This is a genomic window from Chitinophaga flava, assembly GCF_003308995.1.
GTDB classification, from domain to species: Bacteria; Bacteroidota; Bacteroidia; order Chitinophagales; family Chitinophagaceae; genus Chitinophaga; species Chitinophaga flava.
In genome coordinates this window covers 257,729-280,980 of the sequence record NZ_QFFJ01000002.1, presented here as the reverse complement: position 1 = coordinate 280,980, position 23,252 = coordinate 257,729, and the positions used below count along the sequence as shown (strand labels likewise).

The window sequence follows — 23,252 nt, the reverse complement described above, 5'->3', positions numbered from 1 at the left end:
GATGGCAGCGATCAGTTGGTTAAGTAAATTCATAAGGAATGGAATTACACCTGTTATGCCTACTCTTTTTATGGTTTTCGGCAATCCCAATTGGCTTCATAGGAGAACCAACCTGATAAAAGTAAAACCTATCCAGAGAATAACATACGTTCATTTTATTCATTTCATTTATTTCAAATACATCTTCGTTCAATCCGCTGAACACGCTATTTTCATTTACCATGGAAGGTTAGAGCCCGTCATGAATATGACATTTCTTCTATCTGAAAAATTAAAAAACGAGAGGAATCCTACTAAAAAATGCTTTAAAATACAGAAGCCATAGCTAAGCCATGGCTTCTGAAAACAATGTGTTTCGGCAATCACAGGGTAAATAAGCAAAGAAAACCCTGAATCTGTAAGGATTACAGGGCACCAAACACTGTGCGGAGGAATTTCAGGATAGCATCCCAGATTGTGTTTATCATACGAAAATGGTTAAGATTTAATGCTTACTCTGTTATTGGTTTTCAGCGTCCCCAATGGCCACTCAGGTACTGGCCACATCGCAAAATAGGGGCTTCCAATCAAAAAACAACGATTCAATTAATTCATTCAAAACCAGACTGTTCATTTTATTCATTCGGATACCGAACTAAACAAAAAAAAGCCATGACGTTAGTCATGGCTCTGCGGGTAACAAACACAAAATGCTCTTACGCCAAATGCCGCCCAGTGCGGACATCAGCAACGCATTACAACCTTTTTACAGGTAAAGAGTACACGATGACCATAGAAAAAAGTTTTAATCTCAGCTACGCTTTTACATGGTTTTCGGCATTCTCATTGTTCGTGCGGTCTGGGGGTGGCAAACAAGCTAGGGTTAAGAGCAAATCTCATCGGGTATCAACCACGAGGTTTGCAGCCACCACGATCATCATCATCGTCATCATCGCGATGGTGGCAATGGCAAGCTAACAATCTGAGGAGCAGTCTGATAAATTCTTCGAAGCTCATAACAAACAATTTAAAAAATAATGCCTACTCTTTTCATGGTTTTCGGCGATCCCAATATCATCCAACGGATAATTATCCGCGAGGATGATGATCATCATCATCACGATGACAGAAGAGGAGTTTGATGAGCCACCAGATAAATTTCTCCCAGTTCATAACAAACAATTTAAGTACATAATGCCTACTCTTTTCATGGTTTTCGGCAATCCCAATAACCGGTATCAACTGGTTACGCCACAAATGTAATTGCTATTCATTATTCAATCATTATTCAATCGGTTCATTTGTCATCTCTCTGTTCACCCCATTCAATACAGTAGGAATCCTAACTAAAAAGGAACTGGCCGCCATCAGCGATGTCTGCCAGTTCCTTCTTTTTTGCTTGTTTTTGTCGTTTTTTTGCTTGCCTGCGAGTTATTTGCCACTTCTTTCTTCCTTGTAAATGGCTTTAGCCTTTGCAGAAGGCAGATAAATCTGGAAACCTACGCCCAGATTGAGTCTGTGAGAGGTAGTAGAGCTACCGAAACCAATAGTAAGGTCGTATTTCAGCAATCCTTCCAACGACACGTTTGGTGTGATAAAGTAAGCCAGACCAGGGCCAATACCAATGCCAAGACCATTGGTAGAAGCTCCGTTGGCGATATTGGTTCCCGCAAAGCCTACATTAGCTTCCGCGAAGAACCTTGCTCTCTTGGAGAATTCGAGCTTTCTGATATTTTTATCTTCAAAGAAATAACGGCCGAAGGCTCCAGCACCATAGCGGGTATTAGTACCAGGATTGTTTGTTGTCAGACCAAAATCCACGTATCCGCCAACTGCCAGTCCGTCTTTTATAAACCACCCGACTTTTGGGGTAAGGTCAAAGCTGAAAACCGTGCTTTCTTTCTGGAAATTAAGACCGAGATTGGTCAGACTGCTACCGATCATAATATTTCCCTTCTGGATCTGTGCTTTAACGGTTGATCCCATCAATACTCCGAATGCAATAAGGGTTAAGAGACGAATTTTTTTCATAGTGTGCTTTTTAGTTTTAACATTTAACATACTGAATGAATAAAATATGCCCATAGGCAAAAACCCAAATCAGGATTTGAGTTCTACAGCCATAGCCAATGATATTTCACATTTGGACAATGAACCAGACAATCTTAGCGGCAGGGGATAATTTGGGTATGAGGAAGCGTTTCAAACAATCACAAACACATGCATTTCTTAACTAAACAAAACTACTGAAAATGAATTATATAGCTTTCATTTTGTTAAAAAAAATATAAAAATATCTTATTAATCCACTTTACGGGGCTTCTCCGTCCCATAATATTTAAGTTTATTATATGAGCTATAACAATCAACCTTCGATGTTGTTGAGCTAGATACCCCTTCTAATCTGCACAAGTTTTCAACAGTGGGTCACAGCATATCGATATGGGCGCAAAAACGGCCTTGTTGCTGGAGGAATTTCAGGAATCCTTCCATTTTCTGCTCCATTTTATTACCGGAGATGCGGCTGATATAGGAAGGAAGGGCATAATTACGGATATCCACCAGTTCCCAGGGGTGGAAATAAAAAGAGAGGTAGTTATCCTTTCTGAGAATGGCTTTACTAAAGTGGCGGGTTATCCACAGGGGGGCGTTTTTAACACTGAGCCAGAACACGGGGTAACGAATGAGAGGGGAAACGGAAGAAGGGATGATCCACATGTTATTGTCACGGAACATGGTCCGGGGCAGATGTCTGTTGTTGTAACGACCAGGCAGCCAGGTAGGGTTAAGGGAGGCGTCGTAGAGGTATCCGGCTTCTTTAAGGGCCTGCAAGTTTACTTTCCGAAGGCGGGGCATACGGAATCCACGTACCTGCTGGCCACTGATTTCCTGCAGGGCTAAGCGCGACCCTTCCAGGTCGGCATCAGAAAAGGAGCTGTGATAATAGGCATGAGAAGCGATCTCATGTTTGGCGGCCACCTGCCTGATGAGTTCCGGGTAATGCTGGGCCCAGTAGGCGGTGATAAAAAAGGTGGCTCGTACGTTGTATTTATCAAAAAGGTCGAGGGTTGTTTGCAGGCCTTTTCTGGATATTTCCAGTTTTTCCTGCAGGGGTACCTGCCGTCCAAATTCTTCCGGGATATCAAATTCTTCCACGTCTACACTGATCAATATCCTTTTCTCCTGATTCATAGTTAGTTAGCACTGATAATAATCCGGCAATAATTTCTAAGTTCTTTCAGCAGCAGCTTGATTCTAAAAGCGCTGAAGCTAATTCCGGGGCGGCAAAATACATCAACTGCACCAATTTTAAGGCGGGGATTTTTACCTGCTTTGTAGAGGAATTCACTATCGTACAGAAAACCGTCGATGGTGGTATTGAGGAGAATGGATTTTCCGTGAGCGTTAAATCCTTTGAGGCCAGCCTGGGCATCATTTACCTTGAGGCGGAGCACTGTTTTGTTGAGCAGGCGGCTGATACGGGTAATGACACGTCTTTTGCGGGGCAGTTCCCGGAGATAGGCGGCACCTCTTTCACCAGCTACTACGTCGAGGCCTTTCTGGAGTTGGTCGTATGCTTTTCTGACAGCGTCAACGCCGAAGGGGAAATCGAGATCGGTATATACCTGGAATGCGTGGCGTGCGTTTTTCACACCTTCTCTGACAGCGTATCCTTTACCACGGTTTTGTTCATAGCTGACGATGATAATACCGGGGATAGCGGCTTCGAGCCAGGATATATGCTGGCTGGTGAAGTTACGGAGCGAGCCATCATTGACCAGAATCAGCTGAACAGGGACATCGCCCATGAGACGGACTACCTCGTGATAGTGCCTAATCAGCGATTCCACCCAGGGCCCTGATGGGTTCCAGCAGGGCAGAATCACATCCAGGCCGGGTGCCAGTGCTATCTGCTCACCCGTTTCGTATTTAACAGTTGCAGGAGGTACTTGTATTAATTCAAGAATCATATTGTGGTTAAGTCGGCTATCAGTAATAAAAAAAATACAGGCTCTTAGTTTGCATTTTCTCTAGTATGACGAAAAAACAGATTGTACCCCCTAGTATTATGGAAAGAAAATCAATAAAAAAGGTCCTGAAGATCAGGACCCTGGCATTTGGCAAAAAGTACGTTCAGTTGCAGGTTATGTATCTCAATTTATTAAAAAAAGGGCAACTGACAATAGCATGTTCATGTAAGTAAAAAAGGTTGTCCCGCTTGCGCAGGACAACCTTTTTCTATGGAAAAAATATGTATTAGGCGTTTACTTTACCTTTTACTTTCGCGATCACTTCTTCCGCTACGTTGTTCGGAGCCGGAGAGTAGTGAGAGAATTCCATGATGGAGCTAGCACGGCCGGAAGACAGTGAACGCAGTTGCGTTACGTAACCGAACATTTCGCTCAATGGAACTTTAGCTTTGATAACCTGAACACCATTTTTGGAGTCCATACCTTCCAGCATACCGCGACGACGGTTGAGGTCACCGGTAACGTCACCCATGTACTGGTCAGGAGTTTGAACTTCCACTTTCATGATAGGCTCCAGCAGAACTGGTTTAGCTTTGCGGGCAGCTTCACGGAAGGCTTGTTTGGCGCAGAGTTCGAAGGACATAGCGTCGGAGTCTACTGCGTGGAATGAACCGTCGAACAGACGCACTTTCAGGTTTACCAGCGGGAAGTTAGCGAGAACACCCTGGCTGAGGGACTGTTCAAAGCCTTTCTGTACAGCAGGAATGAACTCTTTAGGGATAGCACCACCAAAGATATCATTGATAAACTGGAAGGCTTTACCGTCATTTTCTTTCAGCCATTCTGCATCAGCAGGTCCGATTTCGATCTGGATATCAGCGAATTTACCACGACCACCGGTTTGTTTTTTGAATACTTCACGGTGTTCAACTTTGGTAGTCAGGGCTTCTTTGTAAGCTACTTGCGGAGCACCCTGGTTAACTTCTACCTTGAACTCGCGACGCATACGGTCAACGATGATTTCCAGGTGAAGCTCACCCATACCACTCAGTACGGTTTGGCCGGTTTCTTCGTCAGTTTTAGCTTTCAGGGTAGGATCTTCCTCTACCAGTTTAGCCAGTGCCATACCCATTTTATCAACGTCTGCCTGAGTTTTAGGCTCGATAGCGATGCTGATAACTGGTTCTGGGAAGGTCATAGATTCCAGGATAATCGGTGATTTTTCATCACACAGGGTATCTCCGGTTTTGATATCTTTAAAACCAACAGCAGCTCCGATATCACCAGCTTCGATGAAATCGATCGGGTTCTGCTTGTTAGCGTGCATCTGCATGATACGGCTGATACGTTCGTTTTTGCCGGTACGGGTGTTCAGTACATAAGAACCCGCATCCAGGTGACCGGAATAAACCCGGAAGAACGCCAGACGACCTACGAAAGGATCGGTTGCGATTTTGAAAGCCAGTGCAGACAGTGGTTCTTTAGCATCTGGTTTACGTTCAATATCTTCACCGGTGTCAGGGTTTGTACCTTTAACCGCTTCGATGTCCATTGGAGAAGGCAGGTAACGGCAAACCGCATCCAGCATTTTCTGAACACCTTTGTTTTTGAAGGAAGAACCGCACATCATAGGGATGATAGCGATATCGATGGTAGCTTTACGGATTGCTTCGTGGATTTCAGCTTCGGAGATAGAGTTAGGATCTTCGAAGAATTTCTCCATGAGGGTATCGTCGTATTCAGCAACGGCTTCTACCAGTTTAGCTCTCCATTCGTTCGCTTCTTCCTTCATGTCTTCCGGAATTTCGATCTCCTGGTAGGTAGCACCTTTACCTTCTTCGTCCCAGATGATACCTTTCATGGTGATCAGGTCAACCACACCTTTGAAAGTATCTTCAGCACCGATAGGCAGGGTTAAAGGAACGGGGTTAGCACCCAGCATTTCTTTTACCTGTTTTACCACGTTCAGGAAGTCGGCACCGGAACGGTCCATTTTGTTAACGAAACCGATACGGGGTACACGGTAGCGGTTAGCCTGGCGCCAAACGGTTTCAGACTGAGGTTCAACACCGGAAACGGCGCAGAACAGGGCCACCAGACCGTCCAGTACACGCAGGGAGCGTTCTACCTCAACGGTGAAGTCCACGTGGCCTGGGGTATCGATGATGTTGAATTTAAATTGCTTAGTGTCTGGAAGAGCTTTACCTTGTAAGGTTGGGAAATTCCAAAAACAAGTGGTAGCAGCAGATGTGATGGTAATACCTCTCTCCTGCTCCTGTGCCATCCAGTCCATGGTGGCAGCACCTTCGTGCACCTCACCAATTTTGTGGGATTTACCTGTGTAATACAGGATACGCTCTGTGGTAGTGGTTTTACCCGCATCGATGTGCGCCGCAATACCAAAGTTCCTTTGAAATCTTAAGTCTGCCATAATATTAAAATGACTAAATAATGCAATTTGGGGGGCAAAGGTAATTTATTTTTAGCAATAAATAAAACGCGCGACATTGTGCAATTGTTATTTCTTTTTAACAAGCACGGGCGTTTCAACACATTAATTTAAATTAAAATAGTATTAAATACCTTAACCGGTTTTATACTGATACCTACCATTTTTCAGTCAAAATCTGCCATCGGAAAAGTAAGCATTTGCTCAGATCGATAATTCGTTGATATTCGTGTTATTATCGAGTGCTAATAGCATAATCCCCCAAGTTCCATTTCACATAGTATATTGTCATTGTCATGTAGAATAATCTGGCTAGCATTAATTCCCCCAGAAGATTACCTGGCTTTATCATACCTGCTTATCAAAATTTTGCCATATCTATACCTTGCCCGGGGCGATACCTGATCCTGGGTCTGTTTCTGTATTTATCTATTTCTGTCACCATTTCATCATCAATCTATCAATCTATCTATTCATTCCAAAAGTGAAAAATTTATGGCTACACCTGTACATTCCTCCTAATCAATAAGGTGGCTGTTTCGTTTGCATTCATTTTTCGGCGCCGGACCTTCATTTCCGGTGTCGGAAACAGCTTCTTATTGCTTATACACACCTTTTAACTCCACAATTTATGACATCGTTTATCTCCAAGTGCATTATTGCGCTGATGGTGCTGGCAGCGCTATGCACCCAGGCGAACGCGCAACTGATCCTGAACAGGCAGGTCGTTGGCAGTAATGGCGGCAGCGGTAACCTCAATCAGATATTGATTCAATATACGATAGGGGAACCGGTTGTACTGCCTATTACAGACGGACGGCTTCTGCTGACGCAGGGATTTCAGCAACCCTACGAGCTTCCTCCCCTTCCACCCGGGAAGAGTCCTGTAAAAGACTACATACTGTTTCCCAACCCGGCCCTTACCAGTGTAAAAATACAGTTTGAGATGCTCGCCGACGCGGCGATCACCATTCTGATACTCAATACTGCAGGGCAAGAGGTGTACAACAGGATGCACCAGGTTGGACAGGGTAAATCCACGGTAGTGATACCGGTCAACCATTTTGCAGCGGGAATCTTCACGGTTGTGCTGAAAGTGGGGGTCAATATTTACTTCGAAAAACTCATTGTGCAGTAATTAAACGTCGTAATCATGAAACATGATCGAGTAATTCTACTTCTTTCCTGCATGCTGGCTGCCATACCAGCCGTTCATGCACAAAAAACAATCCAGCAGCCACCTAATATTGGCGCAAGTTTTCTGCTGGTAAACCCCGATGCCAGGTCAAGTGGTATGGGTGATGCCGCCACAGGCATTAGTCCGGACGCCAACTCCATTTTTGCCAATGCGGCCAAAATTGTATTTGCGGGAGACTGGGGTGTAAGTGCCACCTACTCCCCCTGGATGTGGGAGCTGAACAATTACAAGTCAAACATGGCTTTTGTATCGGCCTACAAGAATCTGAATGCAAACGAAGGTATCGGGGCTTCCATGAAGTATTTTAACTACGGGGAAGTCACCTTCCGGGATGAAAACGGGACTACGCTCCAGAACTACTCTCCCCGGGAATTTGCTATAGACGGAGCCTATTCCCGCAAGCTGGGGGCACATATGTCGATGGCCATCAGTATGCGTTATATCCGCAGTCAGCTTGGACAGGGCTCTTTCAACGGATTACAGCAAAAGCCAGCCTCAGCCGTGGCAGGTGATGTCAGCTACTATTATCAGAACAGCAAGGATTATCTGGATTTCAGCAACCGGTATTGTTTTGGTATCAGCATCACCAACATTGGTACTAAACTTTCGTATACAGACGACAGCCGCCAGAAAAGCTTTTTGCCTATGAACCTGCGGATAGGCGGCAGTTATACGTTTGTACATACCGGTGACCATGAGTTTACTGTAGCGGTAGACATCAACAAATTACTTGTTCCTACCCCACCCCTCTATGACAGCTCCGGCCAGATATTAAAAGGCAGAGATCCCGACCGAAGTGTTGTCAACGCCATTTTCTCCTCATTCGGTGATGCTCCCGGAGGCTTCCAGGAAGAGCTACGGGAGTTTACAATTGGCAGCGGCCTTGAATATGCTTACAGACAATCCTTCTTTGTACGGACCGGCTACTTTTATGAGCATCCCAATAAAGGTTACCGGCAACATTTTACCAGCGGCCTCGGTGTAAGAGTGGCCAATCTGGAGCTGGATATGGCTTACCTCATCCCCACTTCCAACAGTTTACGAGAAAGAAGAACCCTGAAATTTTCACTGATGTACAACATCGGCAGACATACTACCACTACTGTAACCCCAGATATAACACATTAAGCAATTACTGTATAAAACACCAGTTATGACAAAAAGATACTTGTTTATCATTTGCTGCACACTGTTCTCCTTACAGCTCTATGCACAAAACGGACTCAAAACGATCAACTACCAGGCAGTGGCCAGGAATAACAACGGCACTATGCTGGCCAATGAAAATATAAAAGTGAGGATCACCATTCTAGGTGGCTCTCCGTCCGGCCCGGTACAATACCAGGAAACACATAACACTACCACCAACCAGCTGGGGCTCTTTACCTTGCAGATCGGCGCAGGAAACCCCACCAGCGGCAATTTCAGTGCAGTTCCCTGGGCAAATGCCAATCAATTCATCAAGGTGGAAGCCTCTGCTGATGGCGGCAGCTATCAGGAGCTGGGCACCTCTTCCTGTGCGAGCGTACCTTATGCCTTGTATGCTGCCAACGGCGTATCTGGTCCTAAAGGGGATAAGGGAGATAAAGGAGACTCCGGACCAGCGGGCTCCAAAGGAGATCCCGGACTGGCGGGTGCTAAAGGCGACAAAGGTGATATGGGGCCTGCAGGACCAGTTGGGCCGATTGGACCTGTAGGACAAACCGGGCCAGCTGGCAGTCCGGGTATGAAAGGAGATAAAGGAGATCCGGGAGCAGCGGGCGTGAAAGGAGACCCGGGTGAACAAGGACCACAAGGACCTCAGGGACCTCAGGGACCTCAGGGTGAACAAGGGCCTGCGGGGTCATGCGGACCTCAGGGGCCTCAGGGAGAAAAAGGATGTAAAGGGGATCCCGGTGAGAAAGGAGATCAAGGTGACCATGGAGATAAAGGTGACAAAGGTGATAAGGGTGATAAAGGAGACCAGGGCGACCATGGTGATAAAGGCGACAAAGGTGATAAGGGCGATAAAGGAGATCAGGGCGACCATGGTGACAAAGGTGACAAAGGCGATAAGGGTGATAAAGGAGACCAAGGCGACCATGGTGATAAAGGCGATAAGGGCGATAAAGGAGACCAGGGCGACCAGGGTGATAGAGGCGACAAAGGCGATAAGGGCGATAAAGGAGACCAGGGCGACCATGGTGATAAAGGTGACAAAGGCGATAAGGGTGATAAAGGAGACCAGGGCGACCATGGTGATAAAGGTGACAAAGGCGATAAGGGTGATAAGGGTGATAAAGGAGACCAGGGCGACCATGGTGATAAAGGTGACAAAGGCGATAAGGGTGATAAAGGAGACCAAGGCGACCATGGTGATAAAGGTGACAAAGGTGATAAGGGCGATAAAGGAGATCAGGGCGACCATGGTGATAAAGGTGACAAAGGCGATAAGGGTGATAAAGGAGACCAAGGCGATAAGGGGGACAAAGGAGATCAAGGGCTACAGGGCATACAGGGGTTGACTGGTGATAAGGGAGATAAAGGTGATCAGGGAACAACTGGAGCAGCTGGACCACAAGGACCTCAAGGCGTACAAGGAGTGACTGGAGACAAGGGAGATAAAGGTGATCAAGGGGTAACTGGAGCAACCGGACCACAAGGACCTCAAGGCGTACAAGGAGTGACTGGAGACAAGGGTGACAAGGGAGATAAAGGTGATCAAGGGGTAATTGGAGCAACCGGACCACAAGGACCTCAAGGCGTACAGGGAGTGACTGGAGACAAGGGTGACAAGGGAGATAAAGGTGATCAAGGGGTAATTGGAGCAACGGGACCTCAAGGACCTCAAGGAGCAACTGGAGCAACCGGAGCGGCAGGAGCAGTTACCCTCCCCTATGCTGGTACTGGAAGCACTGCTAGCAGCCTTTTCAGTCTTACTAACAGCGGTACAGGAGATGCGCTTCAGGCAACTAGTTCTTCTACAGGGACAGCAGCCCACTTTATCAATACTAATTCAGGGGGTAATAGTAACAGCCCTGTGTTGTTGATTACCAATAACGGGAAAGGCGATGATCTCTTTATTAATCATACTAATCCCAGCGCCAATGGTAATCTTGCTGTCTTTCAAAAACAAAGTATCAATGTAGCCCGTATAGACAATACAGGTAGAGGTTTCTTTAATGGCGGTACCCAAACAGGAGGTGCGGATATGGCTGAAGCTTTTGATGTAACCGGTAACATACAACAATACGAGCCGGGTGATGTGATGGCGATTGCTACAGGTACAGACCGTACCCTCGAAAAGTCCACCGGTGCATATTCATCCCTGGTGGTAGGTGTATATGCCACCAAACCCGGGGTGTTAATGTCAGAGGAGGATATCAACACAGATATTTCCAACAAGGTGCCACTGGGCGTGGTTGGTGTGATTCCTACCAAGGTATGCAATGAAAACGGTCCGATTCATCGTGGGGATATCCTGGTTACAGCCAGCAAACCTGGTTATGCTATGAAAGCAGATCTGGGTGTTCTGAAAACTGGCCAGGCGATCGGAAAGGCATTACAAGAATTTACTGGTGAGATTGGGAAGATTAAGGTATTGGTCAATGTGAGATAAGCAGTATATCTATCCAATTAGTAAAGGCCGTCAGGATCTCCTGACGGCTTTTTTATGTCCGGGAGGAAAGTTTGAAACGGGCCAGATGTCAGTGGTCGACAAGGAGGTATTGAAATGTTGTTGACGGGGGATAAATATGGGAACTGGCAACCATTCAACACGGCATGCGTATTAAAGCCGAGGTTTAAAAACCAACGAGTGTAGAGGGACAGCAGATAAGGGGAGGATCAGGGAGAACTCCGGGGGAGCAGTTGAAATACCGGGCTGTTTATACGGAAATTGTGCAGTTATCCACATTTAGATCATGCCAAATGATGTCCTGGCAAATCCGCCATGATAGTGGGAGGCTTAGTTTATCAACGGGGTAATGCAGGGGTTATTCACACTAAAAGCACTACTTATCCACACATAAAAAGGCAAACAGCTCCGAAGAGGAACTGTTTGCCAAATATATTGAGTTGCCCGTGAGGGCTAAAACTACACTCTGAAGTGAGAGAAAGCCTTGTTAGCTTCCGCCATGCGGTGAGTATCTTCTTTTTTCTTGAACGCTGCGCCTTCACCTTTGCTTGCTGCTACGATTTCATTGGCCAGTTTATCTGCCATGCTCTTACCGTTTCTTTCACCAGCGAAACGAACCAGCCATTTGATGCTCAGGGAAACTTTCCTATCAGGACGAACCTCAGCAGGGATCTGGAAGGTAGCACCACCGATACGGCGGCTTCTAACTTCAACAGCAGGAGTAACATTGTTTAATGCTTTTCTCCAAACCTCATAACCGTTTTCTCCGGTCATCTGGCTCACCTTATCCACAGCATCGTAGAAAATTTTATAGGCAATGCTCTTCTTTCCTTGTTCCATTACGTTATTAACGAAGCGTGTTACCAGCTTGTCGTTAAACCGAGGATCCGGAGCCAGAGGCAATTTTTTTGCAGCTTGCTTTCTCATTATTGAAAATTACGACTATTTATAATTGATTATTTTTTAGCCTTTTCCTTTTTAGTACCATATTTGGAACGGCTCTGCTTTCTGTCTTTCACACCGGCAGTATCCAGGGAACCGCGAACAATGTGGTAACGAACACCTGGTAAGTCTTTTACCCTACCACCACGGATCAGTACGATAGAGTGCTCCTGCAGGTTGTGACCTTCACCTGGGATATAAGCGATCACCTCAACTTTATTGGTCAAACGTACCTTTGCCACTTTACGTAAAGCGGAGTTAGGTTTTTTAGGCGTGGTTGTGTACACACGGGTACAAACACCGCGACGCTGAGGGCAGCTATCTAATGCCCTGGACTTGGACTTAGCCCGGATAATTTCTCTTCCTTTTCTTACTAATTGTTGTATAGTAGGCATTCTTTACCTAGTTTTTTATGTCGGTTTACAATGACATCCAAATTTCCCATAAGGGATTTTGGGAGGGCAAAGGTAAAACTATATATGTGAATAACAAAATTGTTTCGAATATTTTTTACCGGCTTTGAATTTCCTGTAGTCGGAGACTGGGTAATCTATCTTGGTATAAAAGAGGACATCAAAAATCCGGATTGCAAAGGTATGATTTCCTTCAGAAACTACCATAAAAAAATAGGGCCGTTTAAAACGGCCTATTTTCATTATTTTAATAATATGTAATTCCCTTATTCATTGCCTACATGATAATTCCAGTTACGGTTATCCTCTTCACGGCCGGTGCGGATGGCATCCAGACGGCGGATAACTTCAGCTCCGATTTTGTAGGTAGCAGTATCCAGTTTGATCTCAGTATCGAGGTAATCCAGCTGTTCTACGTAAGCCAGTGCAGCGGCAGTACCAGTACCGAATACTTCTTTAAGGGTACCGTTTTTATAGGCGTTCACCACTTCATCAATAGAAACAGGTCTTTCTTCCACGGTGAGGCCCAGATCTTTGAGCAGGTCGATTACGCTGGCGCGGGTTACCCCTTCCAGGATAGTACCCTGAGACAGATCAGGTGTAATGGCTGTATTGCCGATGATCACGAATACGTTCATGGTACCGCACTCCTGCAGGTATTTATGTTCATAGCCGTCTACCCAGAGAATCTGGTCGTAGCCCTGCTTTTTGGCCTGCATGGTAGGATACATGGTACCACCATAGTTACCCGCAGCTTTAGCATATCCAACGCCACCCGGGAAAGCACGTACATATTTGTCCTGCACCAGCAGTTTGATCGGCTTATTGAAATATGGTCCGGATGGAGAATTGATAATGGCAAAACGATAGGTATCGGAAGGACGTACACCGATAAACTCATCAGCGGCAATCATAAAGGGACGCAGATAGAGGGAGCAGCCAGGTCCTGTAGGGATCCAGTTGCGGTCCAGATCTATCAGCATGTCCATGCCACCAATAAACAGCCACTCGGGTACTTCGGGCATCCCCATTCTTTCCGCAGAGGTATTAAATCTTCTGTAGTTATCGTAAGGCCTGAAAATCATCGGGTTGTCCTGAGGATCTTTATAGGCTTTGATGCCCTCGAAGATAGCCTGTCCATAGTGCCAGGCTGCATTGGAAGGACTTACAGAAAAGTTCTGAAAAGGCATGATTTCGGCATTTACCCACGCTTTTCCATCAAAATCAGCAACCAGCATGTGGTCTGCATATTTTTTACCGAATACCAGATTATTAAAATCTACTTCACTTAAACGGCTATGCGTAGTTTTTGTGACTTTGATCTTCTGTAATGCTTCTTCCTTTACTGTTGATTTAGCTACCATCATGGTTAATCAATTTTATCTCAATATTTTTACACTTTCGTCCCGGGGTAGGGCGCAGTTGCGGCCTACGGCAGTGCAAATAAACTGATTTTTCCCTACGCCGGACTTTAATATTAAATTAAATCATAATAATATGTCGCTCGAGCAATTGGAACTTGATCCGTATTATCTGGCTAAAATCTTCACCCAGCCCATCATTCCCGGGAAAAGCATGCCGGTTGCAGCGCAGCAAATTGAGGTGCCGAAAGTCAAATATTTAGGAGAAAATCAAAAAAACATTGCGCTCTTCATACAAAACGAAAATGAAGCCTACTTAAATGATGAATTATTCAACCTCCTTACCAATATATTAAATGCCTGTAAACTAAGCATGCAGGATGTGTCGCTTATTAACGCCTCTCACTACCCTCAACTGGGCTTCGCTGGCTGGCAGTCTGCCGTAAAAATAGAGAAGGCCATTGTATTTGGCACAGCATCGGGGCCGTTAGGCCTTACTGATGCGCCATTGTATCAGATAGTGACTGCCAACTCCACTACCCTGCTGCTTTCTGATGAGCTCCAGCTGATCGGGGCCGACAAAATACTGAAAGCCAAATTATGGGCCGGACTAAAACAACTATTAGGTATCTAGGTTATTATATAATTTTTTTGCTATTTGAAGATGAAACTGATTTTTGCTACCAATAACGAGAACAAGGTTAAAGAATTCCGTTCTATGCTGGGTGATCACTTTGAGATCATTACCCTGCATGAAGCCGGTATTGATATCGATATCCCCGAGCCACACGACACACTGGAAGAAAATGCCAGGGAGAAATCCGGCACCATCCACCAGATGACGGGACAGAACTGTTTTGCGGAAGATACCGGCCTGGAAATAGATGCCCTTCAGGGCGCTCCGGGTGTATTAAGCGCCCGCTATGCCGGCGAACAGAAGCTGGCCTCCGACAATATCGCCAAGGTGCTGACTGAAATGGAAGGTGTCACCAACAGAGCGGCCCGTTTCCGTACCGTCATCTCCCTGATACTGGATGGCAAGGAGTATCAGTTTGAAGGTGTCAGCCAGGGCCATATCAGCACCCATACCATGGGAGAAAAAGGTTTCGGCTACGATCCTATCTTTATTCCGGAAGGAGCAGACCGTTCGTTCGCCCAAATGGACCTGACAGAGAAAAACCAATACAGCCACCGGGGCCGGGCCTTCGAAAAATTCGTGGCCTTCCTGCAATCATATTGATTTACGATTTTGTGATTTAGGAATTTTTTGATTTTAAAATCATCCTCTACATCAAAACCATCTACCTAAAAAATAATGGCCAGAATAAAAATAGACTTACCGGAAAAACTCGGATTCAGCACAACGATACCTATCAGGATACAGGATGTTAACTATGGAGGACATGTAGGCAATGATGCCATCCTCTCTATTATGCACGAAGCCCGTATGCAGTTTGTGCAGCAGGCCGGCTACAAAGAACTAGACCTGGAAGCCAATACCGGCCTGATTATGAGCGACGTAGCCGTTGCCTATAAAGGCGAAGGTTTTCACGGAGATATCTTCACCGTGGAAATGGCTGCCGGGGAATATAGTGCGTTTGGCTTTGAGTTATTCTATCATATTACCACCCAGCGCAATGGCCAGTCTATTACTATCGCCGATGCCAAAACCGGCATGATATGCTTTGACTATAACCTCCGGAAAGTTATGAAACTGCCGGCAGCCATGAAAACTGCCCTGGAAAACATTTAACCGATTAAAACAAGATCATGGAAATAAATACAACGACCAGCTATCTGGAAAAAATAATTGCCTCCCGCCGCACGGTGAAACCCACCAGCATGAACGGTAAAAAAGTGGCCGACGATACCATACAACAACTGCTGCAGCTGGCTGACTGGGCTCCTACCCATGGCTATACAGAGCCCTGGCATTTTATTGTTTACAGTGGAGACAAAGTACAGCAGTTTTGTGCTGACCATGCCGACCTGTACAAACAACATACGGCTGCCGACAAGTTCATCCCCGGCAACTACGACAAACTGAAAGATCAGGGTAACCTGGCCTCTCACGTGATTGCCATCTGCATGAAACGGGGCAGCAATCCTAAAATTCCTGTTGTAGAAGAGGTGGCAGCAGTATCCTGCGCTGTGCAGAATATGTGGCTGGGCGCTACTGCTCAGGGCATTTCCGCCTACTGGGGTTCAGGAGGTATGACCTACCATCCTGCCATGCAGGATTATCTGGGCCTGGGAGATGATGACCAGGTGCTGGGATTCTTTTATCTGGGTTATACCGACGAACCGGCACAGCCAGGAAAACGAATCAAGCCATTGGCAGAAAAAGTAAAGTGGATGTAGGAATTTGATGTACGATTTTTTGATTTAGGGATTTGGAGATTTCTTCAAATCCCTAAATCATATATCAGGATAAGATATACCCTTGAGCGAGGGTTTCGAAGGTTTTCAGTTGTTCGTTTACCCAGCGTTCATCTTTAATCAGTTCAGTTGCCATAATAGCGGCAACGGCGGGGGCTATACGTAAAGCTTCTCTGGCATCCAGAAACAGGAGGCGTACCCTTCTGGCCAAGAAATCCGCAATATTCCGGGCCATTTCTTCTCTTACAGCCCATACTACCTGTGCTTTTAAAATATAATATGGTTCGCTCAGCACTTCCTGCATATCGGGCTGGGTGGCTACCAGCTGATGCAGATATAGTGCATCGCTGCCGTAGAAATACCAGGGATCGTCCCAGTTGACATTAGGAGTGGCGCCATGGACCAGCATTTCCTGGGTCTGGGATTCTGTTTGTTTCCAGCGCAGGGATTTTTCCAGTTGATGCAACACATCTTCCGCCATGCGGCGATAGGTAGTCCATTTACCACCAATGATAGTGACAAGGCCGGAGGCGGCCACGATGATTTTATGGCTGCGGGATATCTCTTTGGTTTTATGACCTTCTGCCTTGGCGGCAGCCAGTGGTCGCAGGCCTGCCCATACGCTGCGTACATCGCTGCGTTGGGGCGCCCGGACGAGGTATTGTCCGGCTGTTTGCAGGATGAAGTTGATTTCAGCTTCTAGTGCATGTGGTTCGAGGCTGATGTGATTGACCGGTGTATCGGTGGTACCTACTACCACCTTATTGTGCCAGGGCACTACAAACAACACGCGGCCATCGCTGGTAGACGGTATCATGAGTGCATTGTGGCCAGGCAGAAAACTGCTGTCGAGTACCACATGAACACCCTGACTGGCCGCGATAGATTTAGGTGCGTCGGGGTTGTCCATTTCCAGGACATCATCTGCAAAAACACCGGTGGCATTGATCACCGCCCTGGTATTGAGGAAAATTTCCGGGCCATCATTTAGTGTATCCCTTACCGTCAGTCCGCTGATATTGCCTTCTCCATCTTTGCGGAGGCCGGTGATTTTCATGTAGTTCAATACAGTGCCGCCTTTATCGGAGATGGTCTGGGCCAGGTTGATGGCGAGGCGGCTGTCATCGAACTGGCCATCGTGGTACAGGACGCCGCCGGCGAGGCGGTCTTTTTTCAAGGTAGAGAGCTTATCCAGGGTATCTTTGCGGGAGATATGTACTGACTTTCCAAGACTGAGATTTCCGGCCAGCCAGTCATACATTTTAAGGCCGATCGTATACTTTATGTTTTCCCAGGCGTTGAAAGTGGGAATCACGAAACTGAGGTTACGGACGAGGTGGGGAGCGTTGTGGGCGAGGCGGCCGCGTTCTATACTGGCTTCTCTTACCAGGGACACATCACCCTGTGCCAGGTAACGGACACCTCCATGTACGAGTTTGGTGCTTTTACTGGAAGTAGAGGCCGCGAAGTCGGCCTGTTCCAGCAGCAGGGTACGATATCCTCTGGTGACGGCCTCCAGGGCAGCACCAAGGCCGGTAGCACCACCACCGGCCACAATAACATCCCATGGCTCCAGGTCTTTTCTCAGGGCTGCAACAATAGCTTCTCTTTTCATAAACGAGTTTTCGATTCCTACAAATTACTGCGTAAATATCTACCTCACAAGCATTCGGGGCATCTGCCTAAAAACTTAACGGACAGGTAAAGGAAATGTTCTGGCGTGTGAAACATTTAGGCGTAAAAAATGTTCCTGTAAGGGATATCATCCGTTCTCACACTATTCATATGTCCATTAAGGTTATATCCATATTGCAGCGTTGCTGCCGGCCCCTGCTGGTATTGCTCCTGTTGATCATCGCCCTACCTCTCAGCGCGCAGCGCAAAAAAACAACTCCCATCCCCCACACCATCCACATGGCCACCATAGACAGTGCCACTATCCGTAAAAATATCAGCAATCTGGCCCGGGACACCTCTAAACTCAAAAAATCTGATACCGCCGTTGCGGTTATCATCAGCCGGATCGAAGGTTATACGTTGCTGCTCAATCAGCTGATGAGCAGCCTGCGCCGCGGGTTTGACACTATCAACATCAGCAGGGAGATACCACTGATAGATACATCCCTGGCACTTATCCGCGAGAATATTGCCGGGCTGGGACGTACTCCCAACGTCAACGATATTTACACTAACAAGGTGATGCTCGAACAACTACAGCGTAGACTCAGCGGCTGGCAGAACAACCTCTTTTCCTTTTATAACCAGCTGGTAGCTATCAACGACACGCTCCATTCCCTACGCCAGGATACTTCCATGCGTAGTATTCCGGCAGAAGATGAGTTGTATGGCTTCTACATAGGACAACTCACCCGCCTGATCGTCAAATACCGATCGGTAGACAGTGCCAATAAAATCAGCCTGGTTAAAATAGGACTGTTACAAAACAAGATCGCCAACCGCTATATCGATGTTTCCAATCTGCTGGAAGACAGTGATTACCGGCTGCAACAGTTTTCTGCCAATATGTTTTCAAAGGACTATCGCTACATCTGGAGGCCACATCGCGACAGCATCAACCCTCTCGAATTTTTTCCGGTAGTAGATCGTTCCCTTCATAAAAGCACCCGTGTGCTGACCATATTTTTTTCTATACAGTGGCCGATATTCATCGTGTGGATACTCCTAGCCACCCTCTTTGCCTTATGGACACGGAGCAATGTGCATCATGTACAGCGTAACCACCCCGAACAGGAAGCGGAAGCCATCCTGCACCATGCCCGTTATGTATACCGGCACCCGATAGCCTGTACTATTATTTTTGTGACTACGTTGTCGTCGGTACTATCAGTCCGCTACCCTATCCTTTACACTCAAATCATCTGGGCACTTACTATGTTTGCGCTCAGCTATCTCTTCAAAACCGATCTACCCAAAACACTGTTCCGGTATTGGCAACTATTGATGGTATTGTTGTTCGTTTATTCTCTCAATAATCTATTGATAGAAGTGACCTATGCCGAGCAATGGGGCCTGCTCATCAGCGCAGTTCTCTGTATATTGCTGGGTTTCCGCCTGCTGAAAGAAACCACCCTGACCAGTTTTGTCCAACCGAAATATACCCGGCCTGTTATCAAGCTGTTTATCGCCACCAGCGCTCTTTCCCTGCTGATGGTGCTGTTAGCGCGGGTAGGCAGCGCCAAAATTTTCGGGTCCAGCGCGGTTGTGAATACTGTCATGGCCCTCAACCTTTATGTACTGGTGAAGATATTACTGGAAGCGGTTTTCCTCCAGGTAGAAGCCAACAAAAACTCCAGCACTTTCATCTCCTTTATGGACTACCAGGATGTGCAAACCAAACTGAAGACATTCCTGACCGTGCTGGCTTTCGTTGGCTGGCTCATCATTGTAGCCCGCAACCTCTATCTGTATGATGCTATTTCCGCCGATATCATCCAGTTTCTTTCTACCAGTCGACATATCGGTAATTCAGACTTCACCTTCAGCAGCGTGATCATTTTTGTGCTGGTGATATGGATCGCCTTTGTAGCCTCCCAGTTGATCGCCTATATGTTTGGCAATACCGGCCAGAGCGCCACCCCTACACAGAAACCGCGGTTTGGTTCCACCCTGTTATTGCTGAGGCTGGCCGTACTCGCCGGCGGTATTCTGCTGGCTTTCGCAGCCTCCGGCATACCCATGGACAAACTGACGATCGTTATCGGCGCCCTCAGCGTAGGCATTGGCTTCGGTTTACAGAATATCGTCAACAACCTCGTATCCGGTATCATTCTGGCTTTTGAAAAACCTATAGAAGTAGGTGATGTGATAGAGATCGGTCCCCGCTCCGGTATCGTAAAAGAGATCGGTATCCGTTCGAGTAAAATCTCTGCCTATGACGGCTCTACCGTTGTAGTACCTAATGCCGACCTCATCTCCCAACAACTCATCAACTGGACCCTGACCAACCGTGCCCGTCGCGTCAACTTCATGCTGGGCGTAGGTTATGGCAGCAATATTGAACAGGTGACCACCATCATCAAAAGCGCCTTCACCAACCAGGAAGGGATACTCACCTCTCCAGAACCAGTTATACAGCTGTCCCAGTTTGGCGACAACGCCGTCAATTTCCAGGTGTTTTTCTGGATCTCCGACCTGGGCAACGCCGGCTCACTACAAAGCCGGGTACTGACTTTTATCTATGACGCCCTCAATAAAGCCGGTATAGAACTACCTTTCCCACAACGTGATCTGCATATCCGCTCTATCGAAGAAGAAGTACTGATCAAGTGGAAAGGTACTACCACAAAGGATTCCAGCAACCCACCATCCGACGCAGCCGATGATGAGGAAAAAAAATTATAAAAAAAACGGACTGTACATTTTGATTTTTCATTTATTAGCCGTTATCTTTGCACTCCCGTTTTGAGAATGACTGTTCAAGACAGACGGATATGGCGAGGTAGCTCAGGTGGTTAGAGCACAGGATTCATAACCCTGAGGTCTCGGGTTCAAGTCCCGATCTCGCTACGAAAAAAAGGCTTTCAAGTAATACTTGGAAGCCTTTTTTCTGTTTATGGATTTTTAACAAAATCCAGTTTAACTAAATTCTCTTTTTCATTATACCAACTAATAACCGGAAATGCAGTTAACCGGATTTCAATAATGAATATTATTTCCCTATATAGTTTGAAATAACATTCACTCCTATATCCTTCGCCACATTAAATACCCAAGAACTCAATTTCCGCAGCGCACCTATCATGACCGGCCCATTTTGGCTTGATGCTCCTTCTTCGGCCTGAATGAGGACAGATAAGGCAAGTATTTGCGCATCACTTTGTGACATTGCGCGAATCGCATCTTTAAGCTTTATGATTTCTTCAAGCATTAAACTATAATCATAATTTTCTGATGAGGAAGTCACGTTTCCGTAGTTAACGGCACCACTTCCTACAGCTCCGATTGCGGAGTTATTTATAGTTATTTTGTCTCCCATAACTTCATCATTCTTACTCATATTGGTGTTTCAGTATTATTGTTGAATGTTCCCATTTTAGCAATATTTGAATCATTCACTTCGTATTTATCGCGAGCCACATGGTCGCCAAATACTATCTTGTCACTGTTAAAATTTACAGTCGTATTGACTGGAGCTTCACTTGTCATAGCAGCAGTAAGTCTTCTGCAGACCTCTAAAATGCCTTCCTTGTCTACGCTACTGAATGTATAGTGAGAAGAAGAATTTAATTCAATGACAAGCGCATATAATTTAAGCCGAAAATATTCATAGATTCCAAATCCGGCAATTGCTCCTGTGATAACTGTAATATAGCCCATTCCTTTCCATGAGAAGGACAGAAAAAATACTATGATAGACGTTATAAGTAATATTAGAGATATTCTGTGAGATCGTTTCACCTGATAGGTAGTAAACCGGGTAACATTTCTTAGTTGAATGGTAGTTCCTTTAAATGAGAGTGTTGTGTTAGTGAAAACTAAAGAACCTTGGTAAGGGCTATTTCCATCTCCGTTATTAACACTCATGTTGCAATTTTTTGGGGTTAAATAATCTGTAAGATGCTACTTGTAACGAAAATAAGGAAAATATTTCATTATAACGAAGCCTCGCACGAATGTAAAATATCTTAATATTAACAAGTAAAACAGCCAGAAATTTAATGAGTTAAATTCCTTAATACAACTGTATTTCTCAAAGAGCGTAACAAAGACAAATGCTCCAACATCAGACGGTGTATGTCTTTTTGTACCTTTATTGCAACTTAAAATATTCAACATGAAGGATGAAACCGGGCAACCAGAGTTCTGGGAAACCGCCTTTACAGAAAAGCAGGAGATGTGGGGTTTTGAGCCATCGAATTCAGCCCTGTTGACAAAAGATTTTTTTGTTGAAAAAGCGGTAAGGAATGTGCTTATCCCTGGAATAGGTTATGGCCGGAATGCCCAGGTTTTCAGAGACAATGGGATAACCGTAACAGGAATTGAGATATCAAAAACTGCTATCGACATGGCAAGAAAACATTATGGTACAGATATGATTATTCATCATGGCTCTGTAACTGATATGCCATTTGATAATTACAGATATGATGGAATATTTTGCTACGCTCTAATTCATTTATTGAATAGTAATGAAAGGAAGAAATTAATCCGTGATTGCTATAATCAGTTGTCTGATAATGGCTACATGGTTTTTACAGTGATCTCGAAAGAAGCTGACACCTATGGCAAAGGCAAGTTTTTAAGCAAGGACCGTTACGAAATGTTTGGTGGAGTTAAAATGTTTTTCTACGATAGAGAATCGATCCATGCAGCGTTTGACCAGGTTGGATTATTTGAAATTACAGAAGTATCCGAAAACTACCCACTCTTTTTAATTAAATGTAGAAAACCTTCCTAAAATGGAGTGGCAGCGATGAAGCACTTCCTATAGGCTATCGCGTTAGTTACCGTGGCCCGTTGATCAGCGAGCTTTCGTCCCGTTTTCAAACAATAGACCCTGTTCGTTTTACTGAAGAAACCGTGTTTCTGGAGTTTATCCAATCTCTGATCAATGAGATCGATGCGCTACAACCGAAAATTGTAATGCGGGAGCAGAAAAGAATGACTACCGCAGAGATCATAGCAAAAGCAACAGCCGCACCGGGGACAGACTTCAACATAACCACGCCAGATGCAATGGAAAACTGGCTGAACACCTGGCATGAACGCAAACAGGGTATCTATAATTTCTTTCAGGAAGATAAAAATTTGCTTCATCCAAAAATAAATTCCAGCACTAGCAATTGTTCCATACTTATGTTAAAGACTGCAAAATGAAAGCAGTGAAATAAGGGCCGCGTGTAATAAAAAAACTGGTTAGGATGGTAAGCGTCCTCCTGTAACACAAAAAGGCTTTTTTATTTAACCCATTGATTATTATACAC

Annotated in this window: 21 protein-coding genes and 1 tRNA gene; 12 read left to right on the top strand and 10 right to left on the bottom strand. The window is 45.6% G+C overall.

From position 1 onward, the window contains the following. Positions 1–651: 651 nt before the first annotated feature. On the top strand, positions 652–957 hold the full coding sequence (locus tag DF182_RS17400) for a hypothetical protein (RefSeq protein WP_113617122.1): 306 nt from the start codon (positions 652–654) through the stop codon (positions 955–957). Between the two features lie 453 nt (positions 958–1,410). Here the strand turns inward: DF182_RS17400 and DF182_RS17395 are convergent, their stop codons facing one another. The 4 genes from DF182_RS17395 to fusA all read right to left on the bottom strand — a co-directional run bounded on the left by DF182_RS17395 (position 1,411) and on the right by fusA (position 6,381). Beyond that, positions 1,411–2,010, bottom strand: coding sequence for a porin family protein (locus tag DF182_RS17395; protein WP_113617121.1), 600 nt, complete (start codon positions 2,008–2,010; stop codon positions 1,411–1,413). A gap of 396 nt (positions 2,011–2,406) precedes the next feature. Continuing rightward, positions 2,407–3,171, bottom strand: a complete 765-nt coding sequence (locus tag DF182_RS17390) for a polysaccharide deacetylase family protein (RefSeq protein ID WP_113617120.1) — start codon at positions 3,169–3,171, stop codon at positions 2,407–2,409. Positions 3,172–3,173: 2 nt separating this feature from the next. Beyond that, entirely contained in the window at positions 3,174–3,950 is a 777-nt protein-coding gene (locus tag DF182_RS17385; RefSeq protein WP_113617119.1) for a glycosyltransferase, read from the bottom strand. 286 nt (positions 3,951–4,236) lie between these two features. Next, the gene (gene fusA, locus DF182_RS17380) at positions 4,237–6,381 is read right to left on the bottom strand and encodes an elongation factor G (RefSeq protein ID WP_211327158.1); all 2,145 of its coding nucleotides are present in this window, start codon (positions 6,379–6,381) and stop codon (positions 4,237–4,239) included. A 649-nt stretch (positions 6,382–7,030) separates the two neighbouring features. On the opposite strand from fusA, the gene DF182_RS17375 reads away from it, so the two are divergent. From DF182_RS17375 to DF182_RS17365, 3 genes are read left to right on the top strand one after another with little or no spacing between them, the layout of a single operon-like run. Continuing rightward, positions 7,031–7,537 carry a T9SS type A sorting domain-containing protein gene (locus tag DF182_RS17375; RefSeq protein ID WP_113617117.1) on the top strand — a complete coding sequence of 169 codons (507 nt, stop codon included), beginning with the start codon at positions 7,031–7,033 and terminating at the stop codon, positions 7,535–7,537. A gap of 15 nt (positions 7,538–7,552) precedes the next feature. Beyond that, positions 7,553–8,725 (top strand): type IX secretion system outer membrane channel protein PorV, encoded by a 1,173-nt coding sequence (gene porV, locus DF182_RS17370; RefSeq protein ID WP_147243464.1) that lies wholly within the window; start codon positions 7,553–7,555, stop codon positions 8,723–8,725. 25 nt (positions 8,726–8,750) lie between these two features. Next, complete coding sequence (locus tag DF182_RS17365) at positions 8,751–11,195, top strand: collagen-like domain-containing protein (protein ID WP_113617115.1); 2,445 nt, start codon at positions 8,751–8,753, stop codon at positions 11,193–11,195. A 477-nt stretch (positions 11,196–11,672) separates the two neighbouring features. Here DF182_RS17365 and rpsG read toward each other — a convergent pair whose 3' ends face one another. From rpsG to DF182_RS17345, 3 genes are all read right to left on the bottom strand, one after another. Beyond that, complete coding sequence (rpsG, locus tag DF182_RS17360) at positions 11,673–12,140, bottom strand: 30S ribosomal protein S7 (protein WP_113617114.1); 468 nt, start codon at positions 12,138–12,140, stop codon at positions 11,673–11,675. A gap of 29 nt (positions 12,141–12,169) precedes the next feature. Continuing rightward, the gene (rpsL, locus tag DF182_RS17355; protein WP_012789278.1) at positions 12,170–12,550 is read right to left on the bottom strand and encodes a 30S ribosomal protein S12; all 381 of its coding nucleotides are present in this window, start codon (positions 12,548–12,550) and stop codon (positions 12,170–12,172) included. A 284-nt stretch (positions 12,551–12,834) separates the two neighbouring features. Next, positions 12,835–13,935, bottom strand: coding sequence for a branched-chain amino acid aminotransferase (locus tag DF182_RS17345; RefSeq protein ID WP_211327157.1), 1,101 nt, complete (start codon positions 13,933–13,935; stop codon positions 12,835–12,837). A 130-nt stretch (positions 13,936–14,065) separates the two neighbouring features. On the opposite strand from DF182_RS17345, the gene DF182_RS17340 reads away from it, so the two are divergent. The 4 genes from DF182_RS17340 (at position 14,066) to DF182_RS17325 (ending at position 16,290) form a co-directional block, all read left to right on the top strand. After that, entirely contained in the window at positions 14,066–14,563 is a 498-nt protein-coding gene (locus tag DF182_RS17340; protein WP_113617112.1) for a hypothetical protein, read from the top strand. Between the two features lie 30 nt (positions 14,564–14,593). Then, complete coding sequence (gene rdgB / locus DF182_RS17335; RefSeq protein ID WP_113617111.1) at positions 14,594–15,169, top strand: RdgB/HAM1 family non-canonical purine NTP pyrophosphatase; 576 nt, start codon at positions 14,594–14,596, stop codon at positions 15,167–15,169. 75 nt (positions 15,170–15,244) lie between these two features. After that, entirely contained in the window at positions 15,245–15,682 is a 438-nt protein-coding gene (locus tag DF182_RS17330; protein WP_113617110.1) for an acyl-CoA thioesterase, read from the top strand. Positions 15,683–15,699: 17 nt separating this feature from the next. Beyond that, entirely contained in the window at positions 15,700–16,290 is a 591-nt protein-coding gene (locus DF182_RS17325; RefSeq protein WP_113617109.1) for a nitroreductase family protein, read from the top strand. A 64-nt stretch (positions 16,291–16,354) separates the two neighbouring features. On the opposite strand, the gene DF182_RS17320 is transcribed toward DF182_RS17325, so the two are convergent. Continuing rightward, complete coding sequence (locus DF182_RS17320) at positions 16,355–17,923, bottom strand: glycerol-3-phosphate dehydrogenase/oxidase (protein ID WP_113617108.1); 1,569 nt, start codon at positions 17,921–17,923, stop codon at positions 16,355–16,357. A gap of 170 nt (positions 17,924–18,093) precedes the next feature. Here DF182_RS17320 and DF182_RS17315 point away from each other — a divergent pair, with 170 nt between their 5' ends. Both DF182_RS17315 and DF182_RS17310 read left to right on the top strand, forming a co-directional pair. Beyond that, positions 18,094–20,670 carry a mechanosensitive ion channel family protein gene (locus DF182_RS17315; protein WP_161964170.1) on the top strand — a complete coding sequence of 859 codons (2,577 nt, stop codon included), beginning with the start codon at positions 18,094–18,096 and terminating at the stop codon, positions 20,668–20,670. A gap of 91 nt (positions 20,671–20,761) precedes the next feature. Continuing rightward, positions 20,762–20,835, top strand: a tRNA-Met gene (locus DF182_RS17310). Positions 20,836–20,977: 142 nt separating this feature from the next. Here the strand turns inward: DF182_RS17310 and DF182_RS17305 are convergent. Together DF182_RS17305 and DF182_RS17300 are read right to left on the bottom strand one after the other, a co-directional pair. Continuing rightward, positions 20,978–21,325 carry a hypothetical protein gene (locus tag DF182_RS17305; RefSeq protein WP_113617106.1) on the bottom strand — a complete coding sequence of 116 codons (348 nt, stop codon included), beginning with the start codon at positions 21,323–21,325 and terminating at the stop codon, positions 20,978–20,980. After that, positions 21,322–21,852, bottom strand: a complete 531-nt coding sequence (locus DF182_RS17300; protein ID WP_113617105.1) for a DUF6232 family protein — start codon at positions 21,850–21,852, stop codon at positions 21,322–21,324. Before DF182_RS17300 ends, DF182_RS17305 begins: the two co-directional genes overlap by 4 nt. Before the next feature lie 250 nt (positions 21,853–22,102). Between DF182_RS17300 and DF182_RS17295 the strand changes: the two genes are divergently transcribed. Then, entirely contained in the window at positions 22,103–22,726 is a 624-nt protein-coding gene (locus tag DF182_RS17295) for a class I SAM-dependent methyltransferase (RefSeq protein WP_113617104.1), read from the top strand. Positions 22,727–22,785: 59 nt separating this feature from the next. Continuing rightward, positions 22,786–23,145 carry a hypothetical protein gene (locus DF182_RS17290; protein WP_147243463.1) on the top strand — a complete coding sequence of 120 codons (360 nt, stop codon included), beginning with the start codon at positions 22,786–22,788 and terminating at the stop codon, positions 23,143–23,145. Positions 23,146–23,252: the final 107 nt, after the last annotated feature.

Excerpts from the sequence above, each read along its gene's own strand:
- DF182_RS17300 (WP_113617105.1), bottom strand. The coding sequence starts at position 21,852 with ATGAGTGTTAATAACGGAGATGGAAATAGCCCTTACCAAGGTTCTTTA.
- DF182_RS17390 (WP_113617120.1), bottom strand. The coding sequence starts at position 3,171 with ATGAATCAGGAGAAAAGGATATTGATCAGTGTAGACGTGGAAGAATTT.
- DF182_RS17395 (WP_113617121.1), bottom strand. The coding sequence starts at position 2,010 with ATGAAAAAAATTCGTCTCTTAACCCTTATTGCATTCGGAGTATTGATG.
- DF182_RS17375 (WP_113617117.1), top strand. The coding sequence starts at position 7,031 with ATGACATCGTTTATCTCCAAGTGCATTATTGCGCTGATGGTGCTGGCA.
- porV (WP_147243464.1), top strand. The coding sequence starts at position 7,553 with ATGAAACATGATCGAGTAATTCTACTTCTTTCCTGCATGCTGGCTGCC.
- DF182_RS17315 (WP_161964170.1), top strand. The coding sequence starts at position 18,094 with ATGTCCATTAAGGTTATATCCATATTGCAGCGTTGCTGCCGGCCCCTG.
- DF182_RS17340 (WP_113617112.1), top strand. The coding sequence starts at position 14,066 with ATGTCGCTCGAGCAATTGGAACTTGATCCGTATTATCTGGCTAAAATC.
- DF182_RS17295 (WP_113617104.1), top strand. The coding sequence starts at position 22,103 with ATGAAGGATGAAACCGGGCAACCAGAGTTCTGGGAAACCGCCTTTACA.
- DF182_RS17365 (WP_113617115.1), top strand. The coding sequence starts at position 8,751 with ATGACAAAAAGATACTTGTTTATCATTTGCTGCACACTGTTCTCCTTA.
- rpsL (WP_012789278.1), bottom strand. The coding sequence starts at position 12,550 with ATGCCTACTATACAACAATTAGTAAGAAAAGGAAGAGAAATTATCCGG.
- DF182_RS17385 (WP_113617119.1), bottom strand. The coding sequence starts at position 3,950 with ATGATTCTTGAATTAATACAAGTACCTCCTGCAACTGTTAAATACGAA.
- DF182_RS17305 (WP_113617106.1), bottom strand. The coding sequence starts at position 21,325 with ATGAGTAAGAATGATGAAGTTATGGGAGACAAAATAACTATAAATAAC.
- DF182_RS17330 (WP_113617110.1), top strand. The coding sequence starts at position 15,245 with ATGGCCAGAATAAAAATAGACTTACCGGAAAAACTCGGATTCAGCACA.
- DF182_RS17400 (WP_113617122.1), top strand. The coding sequence starts at position 652 with ATGACGTTAGTCATGGCTCTGCGGGTAACAAACACAAAATGCTCTTAC.
- DF182_RS17345 (WP_211327157.1), bottom strand. The coding sequence starts at position 13,935 with ATGATGGTAGCTAAATCAACAGTAAAGGAAGAAGCATTACAGAAGATC.
- rpsG (WP_113617114.1), bottom strand. The coding sequence starts at position 12,140 with ATGAGAAAGCAAGCTGCAAAAAAATTGCCTCTGGCTCCGGATCCTCGG.
- DF182_RS17320 (WP_113617108.1), bottom strand. The coding sequence starts at position 17,923 with ATGAAAAGAGAAGCTATTGTTGCAGCCCTGAGAAAAGACCTGGAGCCA.
- DF182_RS17325 (WP_113617109.1), top strand. The coding sequence starts at position 15,700 with ATGGAAATAAATACAACGACCAGCTATCTGGAAAAAATAATTGCCTCC.
- fusA (WP_211327158.1), bottom strand. The coding sequence starts at position 6,381 with ATGGCAGACTTAAGATTTCAAAGGAACTTTGGTATTGCGGCGCACATC.
- rdgB (WP_113617111.1), top strand. The coding sequence starts at position 14,594 with ATGAAACTGATTTTTGCTACCAATAACGAGAACAAGGTTAAAGAATTC.